Raw genomic sequence first — 25,036 nt, forward strand, 5'->3', positions numbered from 1 at the left:
TACGATCACATCTGCATGTTGAAAACACTCAAATGTGCCGTGCGTGTCGTCTGGGCCTACCGAAAATCACAATGGGTTGCATTCTTTACCACTGACCTTGATCTCACCGTCGAACAGACCATCGAATACTATGGCGCTCGCTGGAAAATCGAGGCCGGTTTCAAAGAGATCAAGCAGGAAATTGGAAGCATAAAAAGCCAAACCCGAACGCCACATGCCGTCACCAATCATCTCAACTTCTGCATGATGGCCACCGCCATCACCTGGATATACGCAGATCGCCTTGATAAAACACCGCAGCGTTGTTACGCTGTTAACAATCGAAGTCACTTCGCCTTCTCCGATGTTAGAAAACTGATTACTCAGGCCGCATTCGATAAAGATTTTGTTACCTTTTGCCCCAAGCCAGGCAAACCCGAACAAAATTCTCTCATCAAAGCATTATTGCGGATGGTCGCATAGGGAAAAAAGGGAAACTTCAGTTGGTGTAAAAACAAAACGGTTAAAGGCAGGTTGGGATAATGATTATCTGCTACGAATTATTGGAGTAATTTAAGCCCGATTGCCCTGGACAGGCAATAATATGGGTGCGCGTAATAATCCTGAATTCTTCCGGCCGGGTAATACCGACAAAAACCATAAAGTCCTTCATGGCATTCTCGTAAGACCTGCGCGTTTGTACATTATTGATATTGGCAAACCATTCAATCTCCGGCGGCACTTCGGCCAGCCAGTGAAAGTCTTCATTGGTTAGAAGTCGAGTTGAAGTGGCTGGTAGGGCAGGGGAATTTTGTGTAGTAAGCTGCGGCATGTTTACCTCATGGATTCATCACTATCACGCATAATCGTTTCATAATCTCTACCACCATAAAAAATATTCAAGATCGTGACGCTTTGTTTATCTTCATCAACTTCAAAGGCGGCTACGGTACTCTTATCAAGCGCAGCAATTCTAAGATTCTTGCGTAGATCATCACGCCTCTGTCCTCTCATCGGTGCTATCCTAAAATCATGGCATTTGTTACGTAATCTTTCGATATAAGTCCATGCAACTTCGGGAAGTCCGCTTTTTTCTACAATATATTCATAAATATCATTGAGGTCTTTTACTGCATCCGGCATAAGATAAACATCATACTGCTTCATCGCCTGCCATTTCTTTTATGCGTGTTTTATGCATTTTCTCAAGTTGCTCAAATGCCTGATCCAACGGGACAGGCGCGCCGCTTTGCGCGGAATGTTCCAGACGCGCTCGAAGAACGGCTAACCTGGTATGATGTTCTTCTTCCTGTTTTTGCCACAAACGCATGGCTTCCCGGATGACCTCGCTTGTAGAAGCATACGTGCCATCTTTCACTTTATCTTTAATGAGGTTCAGCATATCTGGCGGCAATGTAATACTGATCTTTTCGGCTTTGTCGGTGTGCTTCATCATGAAGTCCTTATTTATCCTTTACAATAGGTAGGATTTTATCCTACCGCAGAAGATTTAATAAATCAATAATGCTTTTACCGCTCCGGAATTATGATGCCAGTTTACTATTGATAATATGTTATCAAATCTAAAAAAGCTGTTTAATCGTTTTCATAGGAATGAACATACGGCCACGTGTTGGCAGAAAAATAAAGCCATATTGTTCATAAAACAATATGGCCTCCTTATCAAGGGGATCAACCACTACAGCCATAGAACCAATTTCTGTTTCTGCAATATCAGCGCAACGGTGCAAGGCATCGAGTAAAAGCTGTTCGCCTAGACCTTGCTTTTGAAACTCGTTATCAACGGCTAACCGTCCTAATAACGAAACTGGCAAGTTGCGATAGGCCTGCGGCATTTTCTTTTGAATGCCTGGCGGCACAATATCACGGGAAATGCTGTCATTTGATAAAGTGTAATACCCTTTTATACGACCAGATTCGTCAGGTAATACAAATACCACGGCCAAATGGCGTTTCATATCCTGCCGCGCTTGTTTTTGTATATATTGATCGAGTATTTCCTTACCGCAAGAAAAAGCCGACCTGTTATGACCGGTTTCTAGCGGTACCGTTATATATGTCATCTACTGCTTTGTAACCTCCTGATAACGATCTGCGGCGGCACGCAGTTTCGCATTAGGTTCGGGTGGATTCATTAGCATTGAGAAGAATATTTCTTTATCCCTTTCAGATGCAAGCAAGTTTTTATGTTGCGCAACAATTTTGTCGGCCTTTTCCTGGGCAGATGAGAACACAAATTCTGTTAATGTCCGAAAACCACCTAGCTCAGCAGCATATTCAAAATATTGCTTCTGTTCCTTAGATAGCTGTCCGTCAAATCTTGTTTTTTCAGGCTTATCTGTCTGTGGCATCTCTAAAATCCTTATAATCTACATACTCATACAATAATACGGTAAAAATGCGTAAACATCAAGTATTTTACGTTAATATTCCGTAACTAGTCAGATTTTTCTAGTTTTTCTTAGCCTCTTCAAAACATGGCCTTCGTTTCTTATTTCCCCCATTTCTAGCACACAAGCACGATGAAACTGCAAGCGTAAATCCCCTCTCCTCTGCGTTTCGGCCTAAAGGTGCTGTTTCGTGTTCTGCGCTCCTCATAGCGGCAGAAGAACCTGGACAGTCCTGGTTCGGAAAAGAGGAGCAAAAAACATGTCTATACTGAAATCCGAATTCAATGACGTATCATTCAATCACTCTTTCCTTCATTTGTTCTGGCTGTTCTGGGCTGTTTCTATAGATCATGACCAGCAGCGCCGGGAAAAAGAGCGGAAAAAGAAAATTCGTAATGCACAGAAAAAACAGATGCAGGCGGAAGCCGTAAAAAATCACCCGGCATTCAGGCTTTGATTTTGGTTTTGCTTTACAACTTGTTTATTGCACGGATAAGCGTTCTTAGACTTACGCACAATTCAGCGGCAAGACCGGAGAAATGGTCTGCATGGGACTTATTTCTACGGATACCTAGGAAATACATGCCTGGGCGGTTCGCACAGGCGATGTCATATCAGTATCAGAACCGAGTATATTTGCTTTAAGTGGCATAGGTTTATTGGGAATGCTCGGATTTACCCAAAGAAAGCGTTATTCATACACCTAAATTTCATATTGCATACAGTCGTGGCTTTTTACCCATACCATACGAAACTGTGATACCGTTATCAATGCGGCACAGGGTGGGAACCCGATGACCGTGAACGGTGATGAACCGGCCCCCTATTTTACAAACGATAGGGGGTTTTATAAAAAAGTGTTATTCTTCACATCGTTAGAATCGCAAAATAAGGCTACTGGAATTTCTTTTTTCCTCTGCACCGCTTTGCCCCTACATAAAAGCACATTAGCGTATTTCTACGCCATATTTCGTCCTAGTATGGGATTATTTCATAGTGGTTTTCTTAAGCGCTCCTTGAATAGCAATTACAGAATTAAACAACTCGCTGAAATATTAATATCTTTGTGAAAATATCTGTAGTTTCATGCCCCGCAAACCAGAATATTTCATCATTGTTCTAAAAATAGCCTAGCGGGTGAATTGACCGTTAGGTCAAAAGGGGCGGCAATGAGCCCCTTTATTCTGTGAGCGAAGCGATCTCGATTGATATTCTATTCTTATTCACATATTCACAGGTATGATTAAAAAAGAAAAGAATAGGAAGTGTTGGTAGAGAAAAAATGCATTTATATCAATAGCCTATACAAGGATTTCTTTTAAAGTATGAGATTGAAAATGCTGTTTATGCTGTTTGCTTTCAATGGCATAGTCAATAGTTCTGCTGATCAAACCTCCATTGCCGTGGCCTTTTATCAAATAAGCATCAGCACCTAAATTGACCACTCTCAAGGCAATCTCCCTAATCCCGCTGAGCACAACGATCGGTGCCGAGGCAATTTTTTTTCGCAGACATGTAAACGTCTCAACCCCATTTGAATCTGGTAAATTCAGATCGGTCAAAACAATATCAAACGCTTCATCGGCTATTAATCTCAAGCTTTTTTTCAACGAAGTTTCCACTTTGATTATATATTTTCTCGGAAAAGCTGCATTCAGCATTTCCTTTATTAAGCGACTATCTCCATCATCGTCTTCAATCAGTAAAATTTTTATAGCCATTATCGTTCTCGGTTTGGTTTAATCGTTTAATAAAAATCGACATTTACCGTGTAAAGTTTAATATGGGATCAATTTAGACTGACTCTCGGACACAAAAACTGCCTGCGTCTGTTTAAGTCTATTTTCCTCTGCAAGCAAATGGGGTAATGCGGTCTTTCGTGAGAATCGCCGCAAAGAAATTTATCTGAAGATGCTGATCGCGCCAATTAGCTGACATTGTTCGGATAATCTACAAATTACATCTTGATGTGGCGGACGGAGGCATACCGGTGAGTGGGTTATTACACCGGCATCGACACATGCCGTTGAACGGGCCGTTAATCTGTATGACCTGATGGACTCTGCCTATGATGTACCGCACGCGAGATCAGCCGTCTGATTGGCCACAAACCGGCTCAAGCTGTCCGTTATCACGAACGCAGTACGGTTGAACGCGTCAATGCGCGAACCGTACAGATTAGTTTATCCCCCTTTATCCGCAGTCCCTTTTATCAAAGACAAAAAGTCTGCTCAAGTCCAACAAAAAACTGTCGATACATGTAAAGACCGGGGTTTCTGATAACCGTCAATTCGGGATTGACGGTCAAAAGATGTCTATTTGGAAAATCATAAAAAGCCAGAAAAGATAATGCCCATATTTTTGACAAGATATTCGTCAAAGTAACCAAAACATTTAATCAATATAAACGCTTATGTCGATTTTACTTGCCAGTTCAAACACAGCGCTAATTACTTATTGGGAAGAAAGTATTTTTGGCTTGTCATCCACATATTTAGTCAACAACCCAAAGCATTTCAAGGACCGGCTCAACAGAACAAATCCTGATTTGCTATTGTTGGACTATGCGTTTCTTGGAAAGGATGTCCAAAAAGAAATTCTGAATGTAACCAGCTCAAATCTAAAACTAAAAATCATTATTTTTGTTCCTGAAATTGATGACAATGAAGAGTGGGCGTTATTTAAAAACGGAGTCAGGGGATGCTGTCACTATGACATTGATTCCGAACAAATTATCTATGCAGTTAAAGCCGTTCAGAAGGGGGAGTTATGGATACGGCGTTCATTGACCAGCTATATGTTACAAGAACTCGTCGAAGTTACCTTGGAAAAAGACAGAATTGAAACTGCTATTCATGACCTGCTGACAAACCTAACCAAGCGGGAATATGAAATTGCCACATTGGTGGGGCGCGGTGAAAGCAACAAACGAATTGCGAATAAACTGGATATCACAGAACGTACCGTTAAAGCACACTTGACCGAAATTTTCCGCAAACTTCAAATCACGGACCGCATTAAGCTTGCACTGATGATGAAAGACACTGTAACCTCGCTCAAGCCGCCGCATGTCAATCATACTTTCCATGATCCAACCTTTTTTGCCTAAACAGGCGGCACCTGAAAATTCAGATTTATGCGGATAAAATTGCGTTATCCCTTTTGGATATCAGTTGATTGTAATTTTGAATATAGCCTTTATCCGGTTACATATTACAAGGCAGGCAATTAAAGTTTAGCCAGTACTTCGGCGACTGTCTGCCCCATGAGCGAAGGTGTAGGGCAGATGGTAACGCCTAACTCTTTAAGGGTAGCAACTTTCTCAGCCGCGCTTTCACCTGCAGAAGAAATGATCGCGCCGGCATGCCCCATCCGGCGTCCCTCCGGTGCAGTTAATCCTGCAATATAAGCGACCAAGGGTTTGGTCATATTTTCCTTAAAGAAAATACCGGCATCCACTTCCATCGGACCGCCAATTTCTCCAATCATGAGCGCTACTTTTGTTTCAGGATCCAACTCCAGTTTTTCCAGCACATCAAGATGCGAGCTGCCAATAATCGGATCTCCGCCTATCCCAACTGAAGTAGAAATGCCGATACCAAGCAGACGCATCTGGTCTGCGGCTTCGTAACCCAGCGTACCCGAACGTCCTACCACACCGACATTACCGCGTGTATAAATATGGCCTGGCATAATACCCAACATGGAACGGTTGGGACTGATCGTCCCGGCACAATTGGGGCCCGTCAGCATCATACGTTCTGTTTTGGGAAACCGGCGCAGAAAATTCTTGACAGTCATCATATCCCGGGTGGGAATGCCGTCGGTTATGGAAACACAATAGCGGATTCCGGCATCCGCCGCTTCCATAATCGAATCTGCCGCGAAGGCTGGGGGCACAAATACGATACTGGCCTCAGCGCCGACCTGTTGTACCGCCTCCTTGACGGTATTGAAAACCGGCAAGCCAAGATGTATCTGACCGCCTTTGCCCGGCGTTACGCCGCCAGCAACATTGGAACCGTACTCAATCATTTCCTGGGCATGAAAAGTACCGATTTTTCCGGTAAAACCCTGAACTATAATCCGTGTTTTTTCATCAATTAATATTGCCACTTTGTACTCCTAGCCTTCTTGTGCAACCACCCGATTACGCGCTGCCACTACTTTTTCGGCCGCTTCCGCCAGGGTGTCTGCTGTAATGATTTTTAATCCGCTGTCAGCGATAATCTTGCGTCCTTCTTTGACGTTCGTCCCGGATAAACGCACAATCAGGGGTACCTGCATGCCGATATTTTTAACGGCTTGCACAACGCCCTCGGCAATCCAGTCACAGCGGTTAATGCCTGCAAAGATATTGACCAGCATGGCTTTGACGTTTTGATCTGCCAGTACTAGTCGAAACGCTTTTTCGGTTCTTTCGGCAGAGGCACCGCCACCGACGTCAAGAAAATTAGCAGGTTCGCCGCCAGCGAGTTTAATCATATCCATTGTGGCCATGGCAAGTCCCGCGCCATTGATCATGCAGCCAATATCGCCATCCAGACCAACATAGCTTAAACCAACCTCTGCAGCAGCGACTTCCCGTGGATCAACCTGTGAATTGTCACGTAATTCAGCAATTTTGTGACGCCTGTATAACGCATTCTCATCAAACGCCATTTTGGCGTCGAGCGCGATAATTTCATTATTGCTTGAAACCACCAGCGGATTAATCTCTAGAATATTTGCATCGAGATCACGCAATGCTCGATAACAGCCTTTGATTGTTTTGACTGCATGATTCAGCAATGATGAATCCAGACCCAGCGCAAACGCCATTTTCCGCGCCTGAAAATCCTGCAAACCAACGGCAGGCTCAATATAAATTTTTTCAATGGCTTCCGGATGCTCTTTTGCGAGCGTTTCAATTTCCATGCCGCCTTGCGCCGAACCCACCATGATGACGCGCTCAGTGCTGCGGTCGATCAAAAAAGACAAATAAATCTCTTTTGCAATCTTGGTGCCGGCCTCAATGTATACTCGGGAACATAATTTCCCGGCCGGTCCGCTTTGATGCGTAACCAATATTTTTCCCAGCAATTCTTCAGCCGCCGCTTCTACCTCGCTAAGCGTTTTGCATACTTTAATTCCACCTGCTTTACCACGCGCACCCGAATGTACTTGCGCTTTAACGACCCAGACGTCGCCTTCAATTTCTCGCGCACGCTGCGCGGCGTCTTCAACACTGTAGGCAATGCCGCCTTCAGCAATTTTGACGCCGTAATCCGCTAAAATTTCTTTTGCTTGATATTCGTGAATATTCAATTCGATTTCCTCGTCAATCGCATATGTTTTCTATGGTTTAACAGTCATTAACATGCTGTTTTCAATGATCCAGTACATCTACTTGATTACATATAGTGAAAAAGGCCGCTTGACGCGGCCTCTGAAGAATAAAAACTATTTTTTTGCGGCTATTGCATCAGCAATTCTCACCACATTGCTGGCCATTCTCTCCGATGCCGCATCAATCAGGCGGCCATCCAATGCAGCAGCGCCCTTGCCCTGTGCCGCCGCTTCTTTTAACGCCGCCAGAATACGCTTGGCCTTTTCAACCTCTGCCTCAGGTGGTGTAAAAACTTCATTGGCCAACGCTATCTGCGTTGGATGTATCGCCCACTTTCCTTCGCAACCCAGGGCCGCCGCTCGCCGCGCAGCAAGTTTATAGCTATCTGGATCTTTGATGTCGCCAAACGGACCGTCTATGGGACGCAGGCCATACGCCCGGCAGGCTACGGTCATCCTGCTGATGGCAAAATGCCATTGATCGCCTGGATAATCGGGATTCAAACCGCCGATATTAGTGGTACGGGCACGGTTACTGGCCGCATAATCCGCTACGCCAAAATGCAGCGCCTCCAGCCTGCCTCTGGAGCCACTGCGCGCAATATCTTCGACGTTGGCCATGCCTAAAGCGGTTTCGATCAACGCCTCCAAACCAATACGGTTTTTTAGTCCCTGCTGCATTTCGAGTTGGCTGACCATCGCTTCGACCATATAAACGTCTGCGTAAACACCAACTTTGGGAATTAATAGTGTATCGATCTTGTCACCGGCTTGTTCAACCAGATCGACCACATCACGCACCATGAACTGCGTATCCAGTCCATTGACGCGAACGGATACCGTGACGCCATGTTCCTTCCAATCCAGATCATTGATTGCCTGAATGATATTTTTTCGTGCTTGCAGTTTATCATCCGGTGCAACTGCATCTTCAAGATCAAGAAAAACAAAATCCACACCGCTTTTTAATGCTTTTTCAAACATCCCCGGGCTTGAACCTGGAACCGCCAATTCGCAGCGCTGGACCCGTTGTGTTTTTGTTTCATATAGCGTGTGACTCATTATCTCTCCCTGAATATTTTGATTAAACTGTACTGATCGTTAATCCTGACAGGATTAACGATAAATCCCAAATTATAGCATCCGTTGCTTATGTGGTTCTAATAATAAGGATTTTATAGCGCGCGTTTTGCCGAATTGCTTTCGCAACAAACATATAACATGCCGCCGAAATCACCTGCAAAACACCGGCAGTTTCCGCTTAAAGGCTTACGCAGGCATCAGCGGCAGTTGAGAGATTGTTGTATTTAGCCAGCCAAGATAATGGAATTGTGCCATCAACATCATTTTGCATCGCTGCTTGTGCAGCTGAAATTGCACCAAGCATTATTGCTCGCCCGCAACTATCACCACCTGCGCGAATATTGGCCTCCACTGCTTGCTGAAAACTTTCCGCATGGTTGACAATATGCACAATCACAGGAAGTCCCTCGGAAACATGGCAGGCGGAACCAAAACGTGCAGCTGCCGCAACGCTGTTCAATGTCTCAGTATTGATTGCTTCACTCAGCGACGATGCCAGTTTCTCTCCTGCAAGTGGCAGCGATCGTGCCAGCGCTTCATTGATCGGGTTGCCATCCAAAACGGAATATAATACTGACGCTGCATATTTCGCTGCCACTACTGCAGTATCGTTATGGTTTGTCAAACGGACAACACGCTCAATTTTCTCAAGCAAGGCATCAAGCGGTCCACCATGCGCTGCTGTGATGGCCGGAACAGTCGCAAACGCAGCAAGCTGGTCATCGTCAGCACCGGACACTTCCGGAAAATCTTCCGGCGTCAATGGTATCAGTTTAAGCAGTGTTAGACGCGTAGGTGCATCGATATAGCCTCTATAAGCACCCCCCGGCCCAAAATGATTCCTGAATTCGGATTGAAACGCGATACGGTTGAATTCTCCATGTACAGCCAGATGCTTCAATGCAAGCAGACAGATTTCACCATAGCCTGACGCATCGCCAGCCGCTTTGCTGCCATGCGCAAAAAAACCTTTGGCATCGACATAGTTTGCAGGCTCTGGCTGTAAAAAAACCAGCCCTTTTGTTTTTTCAATTTGCGCAATCCGATCGGGATCATAAAGCCAGTGCAGTCCAAGTGCAGCTGAATCGGCAATCAACGCGCCCATGATGGCTGATACACGCGGCGTTAATCCGGTATTAACATGCATTATTTACACCGTTATTTTGATGGTAAATGCTGTTGAGACCACTGCGGCTTCTAGCTGATTTCCACTTCATCGGGTATCCTGCGGGCCTCATCTTCCAGCATGATCGGTATGCCGTCCTTGATCGCAAATGCCAATCTATCCGGCTTGCAAATTAATTCATTATCTTGTTTTTTGTAAAGCAACGGGCCTTTGCATAGCGGGCACACCAAAATATCGAGTAGTTTTGAATCCATGATTTTCCTATTGTCGGAATGTCGTTATTCGCATTGATTGTTTATTTTAAAGCTTGTTCAGTATTTCATCCAGCTGATCCAAACTAGTGTAATGGATCATCACATTACCCTGGCCATGCTTTCCGGATTTAATCGTGACCTGCGCACCAAGCCGTTCTGATACCCTTTCCTGCAAAGCTATTAAATCACGATCAATTTTTTTAGCTCTGGAAATTAACGGTTTGTTGCGCTGCCGAATCAGCTTCTCAGTTTCCCGCACGGACAGTTTTTCAAGCACAATCCGATTTGCCATCGTGATTTGTTCCGCGGGCGTCAGAACCAGCAAAGTACGTCCATGCCCCATTTCAATTTTACCTTGCATCATCAACGCCTGCACCGGCTCGGACAAATTAAGCAAACGCAACAGATTTGAAACCGCGCTACGCGAACTGCCAAGTGCTTGTGCAGCAAGCTCATGCGTCATTCCGAATTCATTGATCAGACGTTGAATACCCAATGCTTCTTCGAGCGGATTCAGGTCTTCACGCTGAATATTTTCAATCAAAGATATTGCCAGCGCCGTTTCATCAGCCACTTCACGTATAATCGCAGGCACCGTTGTCAAGCCTGCCAATTGCGCCGCACGCCAGCGTCTTTCTCCTGCAATAATCTCAAAACTGTCGACACCGGTTTCGCGCACCAGTATGGGTTGCATAACACCCTGCGATTTAATCGATTCTGCCAGTTGTCCCAGAGCTGATTGATCCATATTGGTTCGAGGCTGATATTTTCCAGGCTTTAGCAATGTAATTTCAACATCCTGCAGCTTGTCTGCAACATTATCGCTGGCTTCATTACCGGAAAACAACGCATCCAGACCTCTTCCCAGACCTTTCAGTCGCGCCATGATTTTTTCCTTATATAATCCGTACAGTATCGATCAAACATTCATTACTTCCTTTGCCAGTTCAAGATAAGCCTGCGCGCCTTTCGATTGTCTGTCATGATACAACACAGGAATTCCAAACCCCGGCGCTTCCGCCAAACGAACATTTCTGGGAATAACCGTACGGTAAACCTTGCTGCCAAAATGCTGCTGCAACTGATCAGAAACCTGTTGCGCCAAAATATTTCGCGGATCAAACATGGTTCGCAACAACCCCTCAATACGCAGCTCTGGATTAAAATTTGCACGCACTTTTTTGATCGTATTAACGAGATCACTCAGTCCCTCCAGTGCATAATATTCACACTGCATCGGAATCATAACTGCATGCGCCGCACATAATCCATTAAGCGTCAACAAGTTAAGTGCTGGCGGGCAATCAATAATGACGTAATGATAATCATTTTCTACCTGAGACAGCTCCATCTTTAAACACAGCTCTCTTTTCGGAAGCGTCACCATCTCCACTTCGGCCCCGGCCAAATCGCGGTTCGACGGAATCAGATCGTACTTGGCCTGCAAATTGCTAACGCGCACCGAAGCGATAGGTATTTCACCAAGCAATACCTGATACACTGTCTGCTTTACGGTCAGTTTATTCGTTCCACTACCCATTGTCGCATTTGCTTGCGGATCGAGATCAATCAACAGCACTTTTTTATCCTTTGCTGCGAGGCTTGCAGCCAGATTGACACTGGTAGTTGTTTTGCCGACACCGCCTTTTTGGTTTGTAATTGCCAGAATCTTGACCAAGACTATCCCCGATCCAGTTTGGGTAATTGCGCAGATTGACCTATAATAATCAACTCCCGCCTTGCCGATAACCCCGGAACGGCCAGTGGAATTTTATTTTCAATAAAAAAAGGCGCAGAAACCTCCTCGAGTTCCCGATCAGCGCAGCGGCTTTTCATAGCCAGCCAGCGGCAATGGATATCTTCGGGCGACACCAAATGACGCGTTGTTTTTACAAAGACACCCAGACTGGCATATGCTCTTGAAATAATGGTATTTATTTTATCGGTCGGCGACAAACCCTCTATACGAGCCGAAGCAATGGCAATATTGGCCAAGCCTAGTTCAATTTTGACCTGCTGCAGAAAAGCGGCTTTTTTCTGATTACTTTCGACCAGTATAATTTGCCAGTCAGGCCGCGCAATTGCCAGCGGCATTCCCGGCAAACCAGCACCTGAACCAACATCGACTATTTTGGGGCCATTTATATAGCTGATAATCGATAAGCTGTCCATCACATGCCGATACAACATTGTTTCAATCGTTCTGATCGCCGTTAAATTATATTGCTTGTTCCATTTTTCAATCAGTAGCAAATATTGAATAACACGTTGCCGTATCCGCCGACTCTGAAATTGCACAGGGCAATCCAATTCAGACAAACTTTGTTCAAGCCGCTCGGCCAGATTCATGCCCGCTGTTTTAAATCTGGCGCATTTGATTTTCGTCTGATATGCACCAGCAACAAAGAAATGGCCGCAGGGGTTACACCGGAAATTCTACCGGCCTGACCAATCGTCTCAGGTTTATGCAAATTTAATTTTTGCTGCACCTCGTTTGACAATCCCTTGACGAGACTGTAATTCATATCTTCAGGCAACGGCGTTGTTTCTAATTGCGACTGGCGGGTTATTTCTTCCAGTTGTCGTTTTATATAGCCTTGATATTTAATCTGAACTTCGACCTGCTCCGCAACCAGCCCATCCACTTCTGTTTCAATTCCAGGCAACAACATCAGGTCTGCATAATTCACCCCTGGTCGCCGCAGCAATTCTGTAAGCGTATACTCCCGCTCTATTGATTGTCCCAGGATCTGTATTAACAAGTCGTCTGGCACTGATCCGGGACAAACACGCATCGTATTCAACCGCTGTTGTTCTTTTTCGATCGCTTCACATTTTTTAGTAAAGGACTCCCATCTGGCATCATCTACCAACCCAAGTTTTCTACCAGGCTCAGTCAACCGCTGATCCGCATTATCTTCACGTAATTGCAAGCGATATTCCGCCCGACTGGTAAACATTCTGTAAGGCTCCGTAACACCGGATGTAATCAAATCATCAACCAGAACACCGATATACGCTTCATTTCTCTGCGGACACCAGACCGGTTTTTGTTGCGCACGCAAAGCAGCATTAATGCCTGCAAGCAGCCCCTGGGCTGCAGCTTCCTCGTAGCCGGTTGTACCGTTAATCTGTCCCGCAAAATAAAGCCCCGTAATAGTTTTTGTTTCCAGAGAGCGCTTCAGATTTCGCGGGTCAAAATAATTATATTCAATTGCATAACCCGGCCGTGTTACATGTGCATTTTCAAGGCCGGCAATCGAATGAATCATTTTAATCTGAAATTCATAAGGCAGGCTGGTTGAAATCCCATTCGGATAAATTTCGTGTGTATCCAATCCTTCCGGCTCAAGAAAAATGGAATGGCTTTCCCGGCCGGAGAACCGCACCACCTTGTCTTCTATCGACGGACAATACCTGGGACCAACACCCTCAATTCTACCTGTATACAACGGCGATTCAGACAAGCCGTCATGTATGATTTTGTGTGTTATTGCGTTAGTATTCGTAATCCAGCAAGAAATTTGCCGCGGATGCTTGATCGTGTGCCCCATAAACGAAACCGCGGGCACGGGCGAGTCACCAGGCTGTTCCTTCAATTCATTGTAATCAATGCTGCGCCCGTCAATCCGGGGTGGAGTACCGGTTTTCATTCTGCCGACAGGAAAATTCATGTCATTCAGTCTGTGTGCCAGCGTGATTGCAGGTGGATCGCCCGCTCTACCTGCTTTGAAATTGGCTTTCCCAATATGCCCCAGTCCTGCCAGAAAAGTGCCCACCGTTAAAACAACCGCCTCAGCATAAAATTTTATACCAAGCTGCGTCACGACTCCGGTCACTCTATCATTACAGACGATTAAGTCATCAACAGCCTGTTGCACCACCCAAAGATTGTGCTGATTTTCTACTCTTTTGCGAATCGCCTGACGATACAAAACGCGGTCAGCCTGTGCGCGTGTTGCACGAACGGCAGGTCCTTTGCTTGAATTCAAAACACGAAATTGAATACCCGCCTCATCCGCCGCAAGCCCCATGACACCACCCAGCGCATCAATTTCTTTAACCAGATGGCTTTTGCCAATACCGCCAATCGAAGGATTGCAAGACATCTGGCCAATTGTTTCAATATTGTGCGTGAGCAGCAGCGTTCTGCATCCCATGCGCGCGGAGGCCAGCGCAGCCTCAGTTCCGGCGTGGCCGCCACCTACGATGATAACGTCATAGTCTTGCTTGCTCATTTCAACATTCAAAACAAATAAAAAGATTATCCAGCATAGAAAAGCATTTTATTGTCACGCATGTTTCACGTGAAACATTTCATAAACGCCAACTTGCATAACATGCATACCTATAAATCCAACCAGGCAATGCGCGTCATTAATCCAGATCAGTCTTGTGATTCTGGGCCAAAATACACATAAGGTTTCTGCGGAACACTCGATTCCTTAAACCGTTTGAGCTCCTCTCGATTAAGCTCCTTATCCCACCATATACCTCTGGCCTCAAGACGCTTTTTCTGTACTTGCGGATTTTTTTCCAAAAACTCGCGCATGAATTTTGTTTGCTCAGATTCGTAACTGTAATCCATCGTTTTATTATGTAGTCAGGTTGATGAAAAATAACAGAGCGTACTTTATCACACAATTTTTTTGCAATACAGTATCAGCAGAGACTGCGGGGTAAACTCCTATACGCCCTATTTTGTTCGAGTTTTCACATTACGAATATTTCTGCAACTTTGATACAAATTCTGTAAAAGGCAACGGAAACTGTTTTTCCAGTTTATCTGCCGTCTTGCGTATGGATTTCCATGAATGTCTGCCAGGATTGTTTTTGAAAGCAAAAACAATCAGGTTGCCACGCATTTCCGACAGCATCGCTATCATATGACCGTTAAAGGATCGTTCAATTCTTTGCAATAACGTATTAACCTGTTTGTCACTACTGAGAAGATTAACCACTAAAATGCCGTTCCTATTTAACATGCGCCTCGTCTGATCGTAAAATTCCTGAGTGCAAAGACAGGGCGTCTGATAATCATCGTCAAATCCATCAACCATAATTACGTCTGGTGAAATCGAATGCGCAGCTATCAGTTGCCCGCCTTCAGCAATAATTATTTCAAAACGATCGCTCTCTTGCGGCAATTCAAAATACTGATATGCAACTGTAACGACTTGCGGATTAATTTCCGCCACTATTATGCGGGTATCCGGCATATAATGATAAACAAATTTGGCTAAGGACCCGCCACCCAATCCAATCATCAGAATTTTTTCAGGCTTGGGGTAAAACAGCAAAAAACCCATCATACATTGCGTATAAACGAGTTCAAGCTCATTTGGTTCAGCAATGCGCATCGCGCTCTGCACCATGGAGCCGTTTAAATGCAATGAACGCACACCGTTCGATTCACTGATAATGACTTCCGGACCTTTATAAAACCGTTTTTTAGTCATTTTGCGCACAATTGTATACAAATGATTGACGGCGGCCTTTAACGAGCTGTTAAATTCGACATACCGAATTAAATAGCGTATTAAAATCGCTCGCCTTCCTCCAGATAACGCCACCGTCCTTCAGGAAGATTACCGAGCCTGACCTGTCCGATGCGCACGCGTTTTAATCCTGAAACGTGCAAACCGACCAAATCGCACATTCGGCGTATCTGTCGTTTTCTGCCTTCGTGCAGAACAAAGCGTAACTGATCCTTATTCAGCCATTGTACGGTTGCAGGCTTCAACGCTCTGCCGTCCAGACTCAAGCCATGATTGAGCAATGCAAGCTTTTCATCAGAGAGGCGGCCCCGCACTCTGACCAGGTATTCTTTATCTACCGGCGAGGCAATGCCGATCAGTTGCCGGGCTATGCGCCCATCCTGCGTAAATATCAGCAATCCCTGCGAATCAATATCCAGACGCCCGGCCGGGGCAAGATTTTTTAGATGTTCCGGTTTAAACAATTTACAATAACCGTTTTTTTGAAACTGAGTTTCGGCCTTAATTAAGTGAATCGCTGGCCGGTAACCTGGTTCCGGCTGTCCGGAAACATGACCGACAGGCTTGTTGACTAAAATGGTAACAAGCCGCAGCTGTTGTGACCGCGCTGCCGAATGCAGCGTGATTTTTTGCCCTGGAAAAACTTTACAGCCAAGTTCCGAAATACATTTACCATCCACAAAAACCCAGCCGCGTTCAATATAGCTGTCTGCTTCGCGCCGGGAACACAGGCCTTGTTTTGACATCAGTTTGGACAAGCGGATTTTTTCCATAAACACTAGCTGAAAAATAACAGTCTACGATTCAGTTAAAATAACGCTATTATAGACGCTGTCAATCAAAAATTTCTCTTTTACGGATATGAATTATGGAAACGACTGAAACACTATTATTTCAAGCGCAACAACGCGCCAGACAAATGGGATTACCCTACAAAGGTGCCTTGCTGCCCACTGAAGCCTATCACGTACTGCAAGAATCAGCGCATGCACAGCTGGTGGACGTCCGCACCCGGGCTGAACTGGATTGGGTGGGACGCATACCTGGCGCCAAAGAAATTGAATTGCGCGCTTACCCCGGTATGCAACCCAACCCGAATTTTCTCGGTGAACTGGCGGAACACATCGATAAAAATTTACCCGTTTTGTTCATTTGCCGCAGCGGCGCACGTTCAGGACAGGCCGCCGCCATCGCGGCCGAAGCCGATTTCAAGGAAAGTTACAACATTCTCGAAGGTTTTGAAGGAGATAAAGACGATAAAGGACACCGCGGAAAATCTTCCGGCTGGAAAGCAGCTGGCTTGCCTTGGGAACAAGGCTGATTCAACCGGTTTTTAGAACATGTCTGGCTAAAATCAAACGCATTTGGCGATTGTAATTTGAATCATGGCGGTACGGACCATATTTTCAGCGGAATTGGCGAGGATTTCATAATCCCTGGACAAGCGCCTGAAATTCCCAAACCTGGCAAAACAGCAAAGGCATCTTTGATTTTTTTGGAATATGCAATTTGACAACCACTATTCGCAAGCTAATGGATGTTGGAGCAATTCAACTAACACTAGTTGATGAGCATAACCTGTTTGAATTTACGCATGCGGACTTTCCGGGAGAAAACTGGTTGCTTATCGCAACCATGGCCTCGTCTATCGGCGCAAGTACAGACGAGAAACTTACTAAAGGCGACCACTGAAGCGCTGGAAAAGATTCAACAGATGATAGCGCGGGGCTTTTTTGAAGATAAGGACAAAATTGGTGTGCGCGTTGGTCGCGTAGTTAATCAATACAAAATGGCCAAGCACTTCAAATTGGAGATTGGGGCATTGCCCCGGCCTTGATGGAAATCTCTGGGCAGGCCAAATTGCGGACTATAAGGGTTTCGTCAGGACTTTCACACGTGCCGCCAGTTCTTGCAAAGAAAAAGGCTTAGTCAAATAGTCGTCAGCCCCTGCATTAAACCCTTCTAATACGTTTTCAAGCGAGTTTCTGACTGTCAACATGAGCACTGGCATGGTCCGCTGTGCATCTTGACGAAGTCTTCTGCAGAGATCGATACCATCTATATCCGGCAACTCCAGATCTAGAATAATAGCGTCATAATCTTTCGTAATCGCCAAATGCAAACCCGTCGTCCCGTCACCTACCGCATCAATCGTATATCCAAAAGTTTCTAGATAATCATAGATGCTGGAGGCAATATCCTGGTTGTCTTCTATAATAAGAATATTCATGGGTGCGCTCACCGTTAAGATTTTGAAACAAGTCACGGCCAATCAAGCAAAGTGGCCTGGGTGCCGGTATCGATATTGTCATAATTCAGGCTGGCGTTGATAATATGTCTGGAATGGTCTTGCAGCGGCTGGCTGGCAGAGGTTTGCACCCGAAGGTTCTCCTCTGCCAAGGTTACATTGGATGTGGACCAGGCAGGCATAGTTGCCGCCGAAACTAAACCCTACCCAGCCATGGATGGATGAAATCGAGATACCTGAGGCTCACTGCCACCCTCCACCAAGTGATCTATAAAGATCCACCATTGCGTCAATTTGCTTTTGTTTCATTTCAATCAGATCCGCTTTGGCTTCCAAGGTCTCCCTTTGTGCCAACAGCACATCCAGGTAGTCCGTGCGAGCAGACTTGAATAGCTGGTTAGCGATATCAATTGATTTGCTGAGCGCTTCAACTTGGTTTGTCTTAAGCTGATAGCTTTTCTCGAGGTTATTGATATTTGAAACTTGATTCGCTACTTCAGTAAAAGCTCTGATAATTCTTTGCTCATACTCATAAGCTGCCTGAATCTGCCTGGCATTGGCATTTTTATATTCCGCCTCGATGGCAAGCCTATTGACCAATGGAGCCACTAGTTCTCCCGCGACAGTGGCCGCCAATGACTCTGGGGTATTGATCAGATACTTAAGTGCAAAAGCTTCAAATCCTACTCCAGCCCTTATACCAAAGGAGGGATAGAATTCAGCCCTGGCCACATCTATATTTAATGCCGCCGCCGATAGTTCAAGCTCTGCTTGCCTGATATCAGGTCTATTTTGCAGCAATTCTGACGGAATGCCTGTCTTAAGCATGAAGGGTTTGAACTCCATAAAACTGTCAGAAGCACGCTGGATAGGTTGCGGCGTCCTACCCAGCAAAAAATTTATCCGATTTTCAACAACAGTAATATTCTGCTTAATCTGGTATAGTTTACTTTTGTTTTTTGCCACTTCTGCTTCGTAGCGTTTAATGGCAAGTGTACTTGCTCTTGCGAACTCTTGCAGACGCCTGACCAACTTCAGAGCATCTTGCTGAATACTAATATTTGACTCTAAATTGTTAAGCTGGTTGTCCAAGGAAAGCAGTTCATAATACGAATGGGCAATTTCAGCGACCAGGTTAGTCACTAAAAAATTTACACCTTCTTCTGACGCCATATACTCGAAAACAGCGACCTTCTTCGCATTCCTCAGCTTTTTCCATATATCTATCTCCCAGGTCGAAAACAGCCCGAAGTGATAATCCCCCACGTACCTAGGAAAATGCCGGCCTTCCCTTACTGGCAGATTTTCTTCAACAGCGCCAAAGCGTGTAAACTCGCCGACTCTTTCCTTGCCTGCACCACCACCAATATTTACAAATGGCAAGTATTCGCCTCGACGTGCTTGAATTTCATTCCGTGCAATATTGATACGCTGCATCATGATATTAATTTCTTTATTATTTTCAACAGCTATATCCAGCAAACTTACTAAATTAGGGTCACTAAAAAAATCTTCCCATTTAATATTTGCCGCATTGTCCTCATCCGAAACACCTTCTTTAAAAACAGCAGGAAGATGTGTGTCTTCTTTTTTGATAAGCGAATCAGGCACGCAGGCTTGCAGTAAAAATACCAACGCGCTTGAAGCAATAATCTGAAATATTTTAGTCTTTGATCTCATTTTTTGTAGGGCCATGGTCATTCGTCTCGGTTAAGGGGCCAATGTCTTCATCTTTAATCTCATCTTCTGAAGGGCCATATTTATAAGTCTCGGTGTAGGGTTCAAGGTCTTCGTCTTTAATTAATTTTCTACCTTCGGCTATTTTGGCAAATATATAATAAAGCCCTGGAATAATGATGACACCAAACACGGTACCGAAAACCATCCCACCCAGCGCTGAGGTACCAATTGTCCTGTTGCCGATTGCCCCCGCTCCCGTGGCCATCGCCAAGGGTATCAACCCAGCTATGAAAGCAAATGACGTCATCAAAATCGGCCGGAAACGCGTTTTTGCACCCGCAATCGCTGCCTGCATAACCGTCATGCCTTGGGCTTGCTTCTGGGATGCAAATTCGACAATCAATACTGCATTTTTCCCGAGTAAACCAACTAACATCACCATTCCCAGTTGTGAATACACATCATTGGCGAGCCCCAATTCATTTAATAAAAGGAAAGCACCAAAAATACCGGGAGGCAGAGAAAGTATTACGACCAATGGTAAAAGAAAACTTTCGTATTGCGCGGCCAGCACCAAGTAGACAAACAAGATGACGACAAAGAAAATCGCCACTGCTTCGTTGCCCCGGCGGGCTTCGTCATATGATAAGCCCTCCCAGGCAATGTCAAAACCTTTTGGCAGGATGTCTTCTGCGACTTCCAGGACTGTATTGATGGCGTCGCCGGTGGTGTAACCTTTTGCGGGTTCGGCGCGAATTGCTGCCGAGTTATAGAGGTTAAAACGCATGAGCTCATTGGGTCCCTGCTTTTTCACCATGGTCGTGAAGGAGGAGAGCGGGACCATTTCACCTTTATCATTTTTCACAAATAATTTCAGCACTTCATCAGGGCTACGTCGAAATTCCGGCAAGGTTTGAAGATATACTTTAAAAAAGTTATTGAAACGGATAAAGCCGTATTCATAGGTACTGGCGATCATGATGCCCAGCTGATCCATCACATCTTTGACTGTAACCCCTTTTTGCATGGCAAGCTGATTGTCGATGACCAGTTCGTATTGTGGATAATTGGCCGCATAAAAAGTAAACAAACCGGTCAGCTCTTTACGTTCGCGCAATGCTTTCATGTACTTTTTGGTAAGTTCATCGAATTCATAGTAGTCTGTATCCAGTGTCTTATCTACCAAGCGAAATGACAAACCCGATGCCGCGCCGTACCCCGGCACCGCCGGAGGTTGAAAATACTCGATAACCGCACCCATGTCATGGCTTTTTTCTTCCAACTCTTCGATAATGTCCGTTACAGAATGTTCACGCTCCGACCAATCTTTCAAATTGATAATAACGGTCCCTGCATTTGACCCGCGACCTTCAGTGAGTACTTCATACCCAGCCAGAGAAGAAATTGATTGAACACCTTCAACTTTTTCAGCCAGCAATTCCAGTTCTCGCGCCACTTTGTTGGTTACTTCGATGGTTGAGCCGGGCGGCGTTTGGATAATCGCATAAATCATGCCCTGGTCTTCGCCGGGAATAAAGCCGGAAGGCAGGATTTTACTGACAGTGAAAATACCGAAGGAAAACACGGCCAATATCAAAAGCGTGACAATGCGCCGGGTGACCATGATGTTCATCAATCGGACGTAAACCCTGGTGACTTTTTCAAAAACAAAATTAAAACCGTTGATGAAAAGGCTGACGGGATCTTTTCGTTTCGGCTGGCCATGCGTATTTTTAAGAATCATGGCACACAATACCGGAGCAAGCGATAGCGCCACAATTGCTGAAATAGTGATCGACGATGCCATAGTGATAGAGAATTCTCGATAAAACACCCCAACCGGTCCCGGCATAAATGCAATAGGGATGAACACCGATACCATGACCAGCGTAATCGCTACAATGGCGCCGCCGATTTCTCCCAATACTCTTCGAGAAGCTTCAAAAGGGCTGCAATGCACATCGGCCATTTTTGCATGCACAGCTTCCACCACCACAATGGCATCATCGACCACAATACCAATAGCCAGCACTAAAGCAAACAAGGTGATAAGGTTGATGGAAAGCCCGAACGCGGACATAACGGCGAATGCGCCAACCAGCGAAACCGGTACCGCGAGGATGGGGATCAAAGTAGAACGCCAGTCGCCAAGAAAAATAAAAACCACCAGGGAAACCAGTATGAAGGCTTCTACCAAGGTGTGTAACACTTGTTCGATTGACGCGTCGACGAAACGCGACACATCATAGTTGATTGCGTAGTCCATACCCTCCGGGAAGGATTGTTTCAATTCTTCCAGTTTTGCCTTCGTTTCCGCTATAACTTCTTGCGCGTTAGTGTTGTAATTTTGCTTAAGCACGATAGACGCCGAAGGGTATCCGTCTTTATCAGAGTAAATATTGAAAGACGCAACACCCAGTTCGACCTCAGCTATATCTTTTAGGCGCAAAATCTCGCCTTCCGGAGAAGCCCGGATAACAATGTCTTCGTATTCTTCCGGCTTATTGAAACGCCCTTTATAGACCAGCACATACTCCTTGGACTCGGCGGCTTTGCCTGTGCTTTGCCCGAGACGGCCGGGACGTCCGATAACGCTTTGTTCTCCTATGGCATTCATCACATCTTCTGCCGAGACATTATAGACTCGCATCCGCTCCGGGTTCAGCCAAACGCGCATCGCATATTGGCGAGCACCCAGTATGTTCGCTTGGGCGATTCCCCTAATGCGCTGAATCTCTGGAATGACATTGACCCAAGCGTAATTATATAAAAGTTTCTGATCAGCGTTTTCGTCCGTGCTGAAGAGATTGACATACATAAGCATGCTGGGCTGGACGAAGTTCACGAACACGCCTTCCAAATTCATCAGTGCTGGCAGCCTGCTCGTCATCCGGTCCACACGCGTCTTCACGTTGACCATCGCAATATTGGGATCAACGCCTTGATCGAAATAGACTTGAATGGTCGCTTCGCCGGCGCTGGTTGCATCCGAAGTGATGTACCTCATGCCGGGCGTGCCATTGATAGCACGCTCCAAGATGATCAAAGACGATTTGACCAGTACTTCGGCACTGGAACCGGGAAATGATAGCGAAATCGTGACCCGAGGCGGTGCAATATCCGGAAACTGGGCAACTGGCAATGATTTCATCGCCAACAGACCCATAAACAAGAACATCAGCGATATCACAATCGCCATCACAGGCCGCTTAAGAAAGATACTAAACATGGCTTAACCCTTAAACTAAACAGTTATTCGGTATACATCTCTAACTCCGGGACAATCTCTTCGGGCGGCCTTAAATTGATACTGACCTTGTCTCCAGGACTAACTCTTCGTATACCTTCAAGCAACACCCTGTCGCTTTCATCAAGGCCTTCTTTAATAAGAAACAGCTTTGTCGCCTCGGCTTCTATATGGATAAGCCTTTGCTCCAGCTTTTCTTCTTCATTGATGACGTAGACGTAGTTTTTATCCATGATTTCGAACACCGCTTTTTGCGGAATAATCATGGCATTTGAGTAATGCTTGGTCAAAAGGATGGTTCCTGTCTCATCATGTCTGAGAACTTTGTCCGGGTTAGGAAATAAGGCGCGAAATTGAATAGTGCCGAAACTGTTATCAAAATCACCTACAATCCTCTCAATGACACCCGTGTGTTCATAAATCTCGCCGTTTGCCATTTTTAGTTGTACGGCTTCGCCAAGTTTGTCGCCTTCTTTAATTTTAAAATTCAGGTAGTCTGCTTCCGGAACGTTGAAATAGACCCACAATTGTCTGATATCAGATAGTTCCGTCAGCAACTCGCCTTCATCGAGAAGACTGCCGATCCTGGCATGAAAACGACCCATAATTCCGTCAAAAGGTGCTCTGATATCGGTAAAACCCAAGCGGGTCTGCATTAACATCACCCTTGCATTTGCCTTATCCAGTTTTGCTTTTGCCAAAGCAAGCTCATTGGGCGATACGATATTCTCATCAGCCAAACCTTTGGTATTAAGGTATTCGACCTTTGCAAATTGCGCTTCGGCTTTCGCTGTTTCGAATTCTGCCTGATAAACTTTGGCCATAAGTTGAAACATGGGCTGTCCTTCTTTTATCCACTGCCCTTCATCCACAAAAATACGCTCTAAGTAGCCCTTTTCCAAAGCGCGGATTTCAATATGCATAATGGCTTCAATCAGACCGACATATTGCCTGGGTAAAGAAACGTCTTTACGGAACGGTGTTGTTGCCTCAAGTTTTGGCGGCTCATGATGCGCTTCATGTTCTGCATGATTACACCCATTCAGAAACAGAGCGGCGATTAAGCTTAGAACTACGGATAATTTAGTAATCATTTTTCTATCATTTAGGTTGTCAGGGGGCAAAGCATTTTGTTGAGTATAGGAAAAATAAACACCCTTTTTCACCAAAGGGGAACGTACTGAAAACTCAAGAAGCTGCTGGTCCGCTAATACGGTTCTTTAGTACTGGATACAGAAGATCGCTCCATTTCTCGCAGTGTAAAAAGTGTAAAAAGATTCTCATTTAGGGCATCTCGAGATTTCTTGGCCGTTAAGAGAATTGAGAAAATTTGTGGCAGACTACACTATGGCGGCTCTATAGATTAGAGCGGTCCAATATAACGTATATAACGTTCACAAAAAGCAAGCAAACCTCCATAAAATAAATTTTCTCATTTATCACTTGAAAAGATTCTAGTCCCACTAGCATAAAAATTTTGTGATAAATATGTGAGTTATTTGTAAATTCTGAAAAAAATTCTTGCTATCAATTGTATTGATACGTCTGGGTGCTTAGTCTAATCTACATGATGGCCCCGCACTCTGTCAGTGTCCTGTAACGGCACAAATACACAATGGCAGGATGCGGTATTGATCTTACTGCCCATGGAAGAAGCAGCTTTTCAACTTGTCGTGAGCGGATTCATTGATCGCATCAAAATCCAATAATTGCCTGGCTGTCTGAACGATTTAGCAGGAGTTGTTTCTCTTTTTTGCACATCTTAAAAAAAGCGACGGTCTTCTTTGCCGGAGAAACGAAATGAAATATTCGTTTATCTCCCAGTATAAGAAGACTTGGTCAGTTAATCCGATGTGTCGGATTTTGGGCGTAAGCCGCAATGGTTATTATTCTTTTCAGAAACGTCAGGCTGCGCTATCCGACGACCTGCTTCATAGGAGGATGGTGGAAAAAATTAAAGAAGTAGCGCGCGCCACAGATTACACTTATGGTTCGCGGCGGATGAAATCGGGTTTATGCTTCTGATATACCTATATCCGGACACAGGAAGGCTGGCTGTATCTGGCGGTGGTTATTGACTTGTGCTCGCGCAAAGTAGTGGGATGGAGTATGAGTACACGCATGAAAGCACAACTGGTTTGTGATGCCCTGAGAATGGCCGTTTGGCAACGCATTCCAGGAC

The 25,036-nt window shown here is 45.1% G+C and carries 29 protein-coding genes and 1 pseudogene; 7 read left to right on the top strand and 23 right to left on the bottom strand.

The window, feature by feature from the left end:
- Positions 1-462 (top strand): transposase (locus BMY60_RS09740; protein WP_177166646.1); only part of this gene is annotated, 462 nt, incomplete at its 5' end.
- A gap of 70 nt (positions 463-532) precedes the next feature.
- Here the strand turns inward: BMY60_RS09740 and BMY60_RS09745 are convergent.
- The 5 genes from BMY60_RS09745 to BMY60_RS09765 all read right to left on the bottom strand — a co-directional run bounded on the left by BMY60_RS09745 (position 533) and on the right by BMY60_RS09765 (position 2,351).
- Positions 533-811, bottom strand: a complete 279-nt coding sequence (locus BMY60_RS09745) for a hypothetical protein (protein WP_090333266.1) — start codon at positions 809-811, stop codon at positions 533-535.
- A 2-nt stretch (positions 812-813) separates the two neighbouring features.
- Positions 814-1,146: a type II toxin-antitoxin system RelE/ParE family toxin gene (locus BMY60_RS09750; RefSeq protein WP_090333268.1), complete on the bottom strand. Its 333-nt coding sequence runs from the start codon at positions 1,144-1,146 to the stop codon at positions 814-816.
- A complete protein-coding gene (locus BMY60_RS09755; RefSeq protein WP_256250785.1) occupies positions 1,133-1,435 on the bottom strand; it encodes a type II toxin-antitoxin system ParD family antitoxin in 303 nt (100 codons plus the stop codon). Before BMY60_RS09755 ends, BMY60_RS09750 begins: the two co-directional genes overlap by 14 nt.
- Before the next feature lie 127 nt (positions 1,436-1,562).
- Positions 1,563-2,063 carry a GNAT family N-acetyltransferase gene (locus BMY60_RS09760; protein WP_090333271.1) on the bottom strand — a complete coding sequence of 167 codons (501 nt, stop codon included), beginning with the start codon at positions 2,061-2,063 and terminating at the stop codon, positions 1,563-1,565.
- The gene (locus tag BMY60_RS09765; RefSeq protein ID WP_090333272.1) at positions 2,064-2,351 is read right to left on the bottom strand and encodes a type II toxin-antitoxin system TacA family antitoxin; all 288 of its coding nucleotides are present in this window, start codon (positions 2,349-2,351) and stop codon (positions 2,064-2,066) included.
- A gap of 298 nt (positions 2,352-2,649) precedes the next feature.
- Here BMY60_RS09765 and BMY60_RS09770 point away from each other — a divergent pair, with 298 nt between their 5' ends.
- Both BMY60_RS09770 and BMY60_RS16685 read left to right on the top strand, forming a co-directional pair.
- Positions 2,650-2,847 carry a hypothetical protein gene (locus BMY60_RS09770; RefSeq protein ID WP_090333273.1) on the top strand — a complete coding sequence of 66 codons (198 nt, stop codon included), beginning with the start codon at positions 2,650-2,652 and terminating at the stop codon, positions 2,845-2,847.
- A 154-nt stretch (positions 2,848-3,001) separates the two neighbouring features.
- Positions 3,002-3,097, top strand: a complete 96-nt coding sequence (locus BMY60_RS16685; RefSeq protein WP_371264209.1) for a PEP-CTERM sorting domain-containing protein — start codon at positions 3,002-3,004, stop codon at positions 3,095-3,097.
- A gap of 594 nt (positions 3,098-3,691) precedes the next feature.
- On the opposite strand, the gene BMY60_RS09775 is transcribed toward BMY60_RS16685, so the two are convergent.
- Entirely contained in the window at positions 3,692-4,111 is a 420-nt protein-coding gene (locus BMY60_RS09775) for a response regulator (protein ID WP_090333275.1), read from the bottom strand.
- Between the two features lie 692 nt (positions 4,112-4,803).
- Here BMY60_RS09775 and BMY60_RS09780 point away from each other — a divergent pair.
- Positions 4,804-5,499, top strand: coding sequence for a LuxR C-terminal-related transcriptional regulator (locus BMY60_RS09780; protein WP_090333277.1), 696 nt, complete (start codon positions 4,804-4,806; stop codon positions 5,497-5,499).
- Between the two features lie 119 nt (positions 5,500-5,618).
- Here BMY60_RS09780 and sucD read toward each other — a convergent pair whose 3' ends face one another.
- From sucD to BMY60_RS09840, 12 genes are all read right to left on the bottom strand, one after another.
- A complete protein-coding gene (gene sucD, locus BMY60_RS09785) occupies positions 5,619-6,506 on the bottom strand; it encodes a succinate--CoA ligase subunit alpha (protein WP_090333279.1) in 888 nt (295 codons plus the stop codon).
- 9 nt (positions 6,507-6,515) lie between these two features.
- Positions 6,516-7,697 carry a malate--CoA ligase subunit beta gene (locus BMY60_RS09790; RefSeq protein WP_090333280.1) on the bottom strand — a complete coding sequence of 394 codons (1,182 nt, stop codon included), beginning with the start codon at positions 7,695-7,697 and terminating at the stop codon, positions 6,516-6,518.
- Positions 7,698-7,832: 135 nt separating this feature from the next.
- Positions 7,833-8,780, bottom strand: coding sequence for an HpcH/HpaI aldolase/citrate lyase family protein (locus tag BMY60_RS09795; protein WP_090333282.1), 948 nt, complete (start codon positions 8,778-8,780; stop codon positions 7,833-7,835).
- Positions 8,781-8,979: 199 nt separating this feature from the next.
- Positions 8,980-9,948 carry an ADP-ribosylglycohydrolase family protein gene (locus BMY60_RS09800; protein ID WP_090333284.1) on the bottom strand — a complete coding sequence of 323 codons (969 nt, stop codon included), beginning with the start codon at positions 9,946-9,948 and terminating at the stop codon, positions 8,980-8,982.
- A 50-nt stretch (positions 9,949-9,998) separates the two neighbouring features.
- Complete coding sequence (locus BMY60_RS09805) at positions 9,999-10,181, bottom strand: Trm112 family protein (RefSeq protein ID WP_090333285.1); 183 nt, start codon at positions 10,179-10,181, stop codon at positions 9,999-10,001.
- Positions 10,182-10,227: 46 nt separating this feature from the next.
- Positions 10,228-11,067: a ParB/RepB/Spo0J family partition protein gene (locus BMY60_RS09810; protein WP_090333287.1), complete on the bottom strand. Its 840-nt coding sequence runs from the start codon at positions 11,065-11,067 to the stop codon at positions 10,228-10,230.
- Between the two features lie 33 nt (positions 11,068-11,100).
- On the bottom strand, positions 11,101-11,859 hold the full coding sequence (locus BMY60_RS09815) for a ParA family protein (protein WP_090333289.1): 759 nt from the start codon (positions 11,857-11,859) through the stop codon (positions 11,101-11,103).
- 2 nt (positions 11,860-11,861) lie between these two features.
- Positions 11,862-12,530 (bottom strand): 16S rRNA (guanine(527)-N(7))-methyltransferase RsmG, encoded by a 669-nt coding sequence (gene rsmG, locus BMY60_RS09820; RefSeq protein WP_090333290.1) that lies wholly within the window; start codon positions 12,528-12,530, stop codon positions 11,862-11,864.
- Complete coding sequence (mnmG, locus tag BMY60_RS09825; RefSeq protein WP_090333291.1) at positions 12,527-14,419, bottom strand: tRNA uridine-5-carboxymethylaminomethyl(34) synthesis enzyme MnmG; 1,893 nt, start codon at positions 14,417-14,419, stop codon at positions 12,527-12,529. Before mnmG ends, rsmG begins: the two co-directional genes overlap by 4 nt.
- A 149-nt stretch (positions 14,420-14,568) precedes the next feature.
- Positions 14,569-14,769 carry a DUF3460 family protein gene (locus tag BMY60_RS09830; RefSeq protein WP_090333292.1) on the bottom strand — a complete coding sequence of 67 codons (201 nt, stop codon included), beginning with the start codon at positions 14,767-14,769 and terminating at the stop codon, positions 14,569-14,571.
- Positions 14,770-14,899: 130 nt separating this feature from the next.
- A complete protein-coding gene (locus BMY60_RS09835) occupies positions 14,900-15,640 on the bottom strand; it encodes a polyamine aminopropyltransferase (RefSeq protein ID WP_090333315.1) in 741 nt (246 codons plus the stop codon).
- A gap of 80 nt (positions 15,641-15,720) precedes the next feature.
- Complete coding sequence (locus BMY60_RS09840; RefSeq protein ID WP_090333294.1) at positions 15,721-16,452, bottom strand: pseudouridine synthase; 732 nt, start codon at positions 16,450-16,452, stop codon at positions 15,721-15,723.
- 95 nt (positions 16,453-16,547) lie between these two features.
- Here BMY60_RS09840 and BMY60_RS09845 point away from each other — a divergent pair, with 95 nt between their 5' ends.
- Entirely contained in the window at positions 16,548-17,000 is a 453-nt protein-coding gene (locus BMY60_RS09845) for a rhodanese-like domain-containing protein (protein ID WP_090333296.1), read from the top strand.
- A gap of 188 nt (positions 17,001-17,188) precedes the next feature.
- On the top strand, positions 17,189-17,371 hold the full coding sequence (locus tag BMY60_RS15400) for a hypothetical protein (RefSeq protein WP_143057411.1): 183 nt from the start codon (positions 17,189-17,191) through the stop codon (positions 17,369-17,371).
- Positions 17,372-17,546: 175 nt separating this feature from the next.
- On the opposite strand, the gene BMY60_RS09855 is transcribed toward BMY60_RS15400, so the two are convergent.
- The 5 genes from BMY60_RS09855 to BMY60_RS09870 form a co-directional block, all read right to left on the bottom strand.
- On the bottom strand, positions 17,547-17,909 hold the full coding sequence (locus BMY60_RS09855) for a response regulator transcription factor (RefSeq protein ID WP_090333300.1): 363 nt from the start codon (positions 17,907-17,909) through the stop codon (positions 17,547-17,549).
- 32 nt (positions 17,910-17,941) lie between these two features.
- Positions 17,942-18,109 carry a hypothetical protein gene (locus BMY60_RS15785; RefSeq protein ID WP_177166647.1) on the bottom strand — a complete coding sequence of 56 codons (168 nt, stop codon included), beginning with the start codon at positions 18,107-18,109 and terminating at the stop codon, positions 17,942-17,944.
- 61 nt (positions 18,110-18,170) lie between these two features.
- Positions 18,171-19,622, bottom strand: a complete 1,452-nt coding sequence (locus tag BMY60_RS09860) for a TolC family protein (protein WP_256250786.1) — start codon at positions 19,620-19,622, stop codon at positions 18,171-18,173.
- Positions 19,591-22,836, bottom strand: coding sequence for an efflux RND transporter permease subunit (locus BMY60_RS09865; protein WP_090333301.1), 3,246 nt, complete (start codon positions 22,834-22,836; stop codon positions 19,591-19,593). The genes BMY60_RS09860 and BMY60_RS09865 overlap by 32 nt, the downstream gene beginning before the upstream one ends.
- A 23-nt stretch (positions 22,837-22,859) precedes the next feature.
- Positions 22,860-23,948: an efflux RND transporter periplasmic adaptor subunit gene (locus tag BMY60_RS09870; protein WP_090333303.1), complete on the bottom strand. Its 1,089-nt coding sequence runs from the start codon at positions 23,946-23,948 to the stop codon at positions 22,860-22,862.
- 667 nt (positions 23,949-24,615) lie between these two features.
- On the opposite strand from BMY60_RS09870, the pseudogene BMY60_RS16280 reads away from it, so the two are divergent.
- Positions 24,616-25,032: pseudogene (locus tag BMY60_RS16280) on the top strand (DDE-type integrase/transposase/recombinase); the annotation flags it as partial.
- Positions 25,033-25,036: the final 4 nt, after the last annotated feature.

It is taken from the genome of Nitrosomonas sp. Nm51 (assembly GCF_900111165.1).
Taxonomy (GTDB): domain Bacteria; phylum Pseudomonadota; class Gammaproteobacteria; order Burkholderiales; family Nitrosomonadaceae; genus Nitrosomonas.